Source organism: Streptomyces sp. NPDC015032, assembly GCF_043080425.1.
In the GTDB taxonomy this organism is placed as follows: Bacteria; Actinomycetota; Actinomycetes; order Streptomycetales; family Streptomycetaceae; genus Streptomyces.
This window is the reverse complement of record NZ_JBIBVN010000100.1, coordinates 1-3,833: the sequence shown is the minus strand read 5'-3', so window position 1 is coordinate 3,833 and position 3,833 is coordinate 1. Positions and strand designations below refer to the sequence as shown.

The 3,833-nt window shown below is 69.9% G+C and carries 3 protein-coding genes; all 3 read right to left on the bottom strand.

Translation table 11 applies throughout. From position 1 onward, the window contains the following. Nucleotides 1–705: 705 nt before the first annotated feature. The 3 genes from ACF08M_RS41445 to ACF08M_RS41435 all read right to left on the bottom strand — a co-directional run bounded on the left by ACF08M_RS41445 (nt 706) and on the right by ACF08M_RS41435 (nt 3,431). On the bottom strand, nt 706–1,782 hold the full coding sequence (locus tag ACF08M_RS41445; protein ID WP_392190488.1) for a YncE family protein: 1,077 nt from the start codon (nt 1,780–1,782) through the stop codon (nt 706–708). Nucleotides 1,783–2,271: 489 nt separating this feature from the next. Next, complete coding sequence (locus tag ACF08M_RS41440; protein WP_392190487.1) at nt 2,272–2,949, bottom strand: hypothetical protein; 678 nt, start codon at nt 2,947–2,949, stop codon at nt 2,272–2,274. Continuing rightward, nucleotides 2,934–3,431 carry a sigma-70 family RNA polymerase sigma factor gene (locus ACF08M_RS41435; protein ID WP_383081074.1) on the bottom strand — a complete coding sequence of 166 codons (498 nt, stop codon included), beginning with the start codon at nt 3,429–3,431 and terminating at the stop codon, nt 2,934–2,936. The genes ACF08M_RS41440 and ACF08M_RS41435 overlap by 16 nt, the downstream gene beginning before the upstream one ends. Nucleotides 3,432–3,833: the final 402 nt, after the last annotated feature.

Here is a 3,833-nt window from a genome sequence, read left to right as displayed (position 1 = left end):
ACCCCGGCTGACCAGCAACTCCGACCGTCCCGACGAGCCTCAGCAACATCCCGGAGCCGTGGAACCCCGGCGCCCACCCGACGCGACAGCCGGGCCGCCAACCTGCCCCAGCCACGAAATTCCGCACCTCGCAAGCACAGAGCCCCCGTCAGCGAACCGACGAGGGCTCATGAACGATCGAGGCTAGGGCGTTCCCTTCGGATCATCTGATCGTTGGGTCTGGGTGAAGCGTGACTACCAGTGACCCACAGTGCCCCTAATTCGGCCATCCGTGGTCTGTCGACAAATAAGCCTGGGTTCCCTCCGCGCCCCACCGCGCGGGCCCCTGCCGGCCGGCCGGACCGCCGCGGCTTCGCCGGTATCCGGCGCCGATCCAGCACAGTGCGGATGACCAGGGGCGACGGCCCTGAAAACAGGCATTCTCCGAAGCAGCCGCACACCGATCCCCGCCGTCCGGGACGGGAAGCAGGCGGAGACCAACGATGACCTGCGACACAGCGCTTCCGGCGCCCGCCGGCAAGGCGGCGTCCCTCGGTTCCCTTGGATACCGGCTCCCGGACACCTTGGCGGATTTGGCCGACACCAGCGTTGCCGCAGCGGCTCGGACTGCCGGGACCAGCCTCACTCGGGCCGGGCGGGACCGCAGCGGACCGCCCTGGCTGTCGCGCCGTGGCAGGCGGCCTCACGGCCGCCTGCCACTGAGGCTCAGCGCGTTCCGAGCGTCCGGGTCACCTTGAGGGCGGCCACGTCGACTTCGGCGACGGTCAGGTCCTCGTTGAGGACCCACGCGGTCTTCGAGTCGGCGCTGAAGCTTATGGCCTGACGGGGTCCCTTCAGGCCCTTCACCGTGCCGCGCACCTCGCCGTCGGCCGGGTTGACGGCGGTCAGCGAATTATCCTCCAGGTTCCCGGAGAAGAGGACCTTCCCGTCGGGAGAGAGCGCGGCACCGTAGGGCTTTTTCCCCACCGCGATCCGCTTCAGGGTCGCGCCGGACGCGGTGTCGACGACGGACACCGTGTCGGTCCCGCTGTTGGCCGCGTAGAGCCGGGTTCCGTCGCGGCTGATGGACAGTCCCCGGACTTCCTTGAACCCCTCGATCTGCCGCAGGGTCTTCCTGGTCTCGACGTCGACGACCGTGATCCGGTCGCCCTTGTAGTTGGTGACGTACAGCTTGTCCCCCGCGGGGGCGAGCTTGACCCCTTGACGTGGTTCGGCGAAGCCGGTGAGGACGGCATCCGCCCTGCTGTCGGCCTGGTCGACCACCGTGACCGTGCCCGCCGCTTCGTTGTTGGCGTACAGCCACCTGCCGTCCGTGGACTGTGCGGTGCCAAACACTCCGGCGCCGAGCGGGAGGCGCTTGACCACCTGGAAACTTCTCAGGGAGATCCGGTCCACGACGCCGAGGGTGCTGTCGGACACGGTGAAGGTCTTGCCGTCCGGGGCGAAGAGGATGTTGCGCGGGCTGACGTATCCGTTGATCTCCGTGATCTTCCGGCCCCGGCGCACATCGATGACGACGAGGTGGTCCGTTGTGGAATTGGTGACCACCGCGACGCGCTGGTCGGGGCTGACCGCCATGGTGTTGTTGCTGATGTGCGGGTCGAACGGCTTGGGGGCTCCGCCGAGGGTTCCACTGTAGGCGCCGAACGCCGGAACCGCGGCGTGCCGCGCGGGGGCCGCGGCCGGGCTCTCGTCCGCCGAAGCCATCGCGGCTGGGATGGTCAGGACGGCAGCGGCAGTGGCGCCGGTAAGTATCCGACGAGTTACCTTGGCATGTTTCACCTGGAATATCTCCTTGTTTCAGGGCACCCACCCGCTGTGGATGCCCGTACGGCCCTGCACGACGCGAGTCCCCGAACCTGTACGGACAAGGTCACCGGCGGCTTTCGCCGTACCGGTTCCCACCGGAGGCTTCGCCGAGGTGCGTGAACCCTTTTCCGGTCCGCGCCCGTGTGCGCGACATGACCGCGGCCGCATCCGGAGAGCGGCTCTGCTGCGTGCCGCTCGCGCTCTCCGCCGGCCCGGTGACTGCTTTCATGAGGGATACGCACCAGCACCGCATCGCGTTGAACGAAAGGCCGCCCGATCGTCGGGAGAGGCGGCGCCGGACCCACGGAACCTGTCCACTCCCGGAAGGCCCCGCCGTCCGCACGTGGAGCGAACGGACCGGAGAACAGCGCGCGTTCACGGGGCTTCGCCGACCCGCCAGGCGGGAGGCGCGGGCAACGGCCGGCTGGGACGCCGCCCCGTCGGCCGTTGCCCCCGCGGTTGTCAGGCCGAGGAGGAGCCCACGGGCAAGCGGCTCACCACGTGCCCGTTCTCATCCTCTGCGACCAGTTCGGTGATGGTGTCCTTCCGCATGGCGGTCACCATGCGGAAGGACACCCGCCCGCCGCTCTCGGCCCGTACCGTGCCGGCGGAGATGCGCACACCGCGGGCGTTGACGGTCATCACCTGGTAGGTCTCTCCCGCCGCCAGGCCCGACAGGGTCACCGGGACCTCGGTGCCCCCGGGGCGGTCCACCATCTTTCCCTGACGCTTCATCACCACCGGTGCCGCGTCGGCTGTGCGGCCCGCCCTGTCCACCGCGCCGAGCGGGATGATCACCGCGACGGCCACGGCGGAGGCGACGACGACGCCCACCACGGCCACCCGCCAGGGACGGAACCGGGCGGTCCCGGCGCCGGCCGCCTCCCGGCGGATGCGGTGCCCGAGCCCCCACGAAGGGCGCGCCTGCGGTCCGGCACCCGGTGCGGGCTCCCAGCCCCTGTGCGGGTTCGCCCGCCGCAGTGTGCGGACCACGTCCTGGGTCTCGGATGCCTCACGTGTGCAGTCCGGGCACTGGACCAGATGCCGGGCGAGCTCCTTCGGCAGCGGCCTCCCGAGCAGCAGAAGCTCGGTGAGGAGCGCGCGGTGGGGAAGACATTCCTTGTTCATGGCGCCAGCCACCCGTTCTCCTCCAGGACGAGCCGCAGCGACCGCACTCCGTAGTACAGGCGACTGCGCATGGTGGAAGCCGGAATTCCCAGCTCCTCCCCCAGTTCGGCGCAGGTACGGCCGCCGAGGTACACCCCCACCACCGCCTCTCTGTGCTGCGGGCTCAGCCGTTCCAGGGCCTCCCCGAGCTGTATCCGGTCAAGAAGCTGATCGATGTCGTCGAACGCCGGCGACGGTTCGGGCGCCACGTCCCACGGCGCAAGGCCGGGCCCCTCACAGACCTTGCGCCGCCGCATGGCGTCCACCACGAGGTTCCGGGCGATGGCGAACAACCAGGTCCGCAGACTGCCCTGCCCCGGGTCGAAGCCGCGTGGCGACCGCCAGGCGCGGAGGAAGGTCTCCTGCACCACGTCCTCGGCGAGCTGCCGGTCGTCCAGCGCCTTGAAGGCGAACCCGAAGAGTTCGCCGCCGTAGAGATCGTAGGCAGCCCCCACCTCTCGCTCCGTCCGGAGTCTGACGGGCTCCGGGGCGGTCGTCGCCGTCCGTCCGCGAAGCCACCGCAGCGGGTTACCGCTTACAGCCACGGCTGCTCGCATCCGTTCGGTGCCAGGCGTTCATGGTGCTTCCCCATCTCCCGAGACGATGTTCGCTACGGGATACGCGCGCCCCACCGCGTGTGTTGAAACGACGGGAAGAAAAATCGCGGCCGCCCGGAAACTCCGCACCCGCTCCTGCCGTACCGGCCGCGATCGCCGGGCGGATCGCGGCGGCACCCCCGGCTCGCCGTCCAGTTGCGTTTCACCGACGCCGACGGCATGCGCCTGACCTGCTTTGCCACCAACACTCCCGGCGAGGCCATCGCCGGGCTCGAACTTCGCCACCGCCAGCGAGCCCGC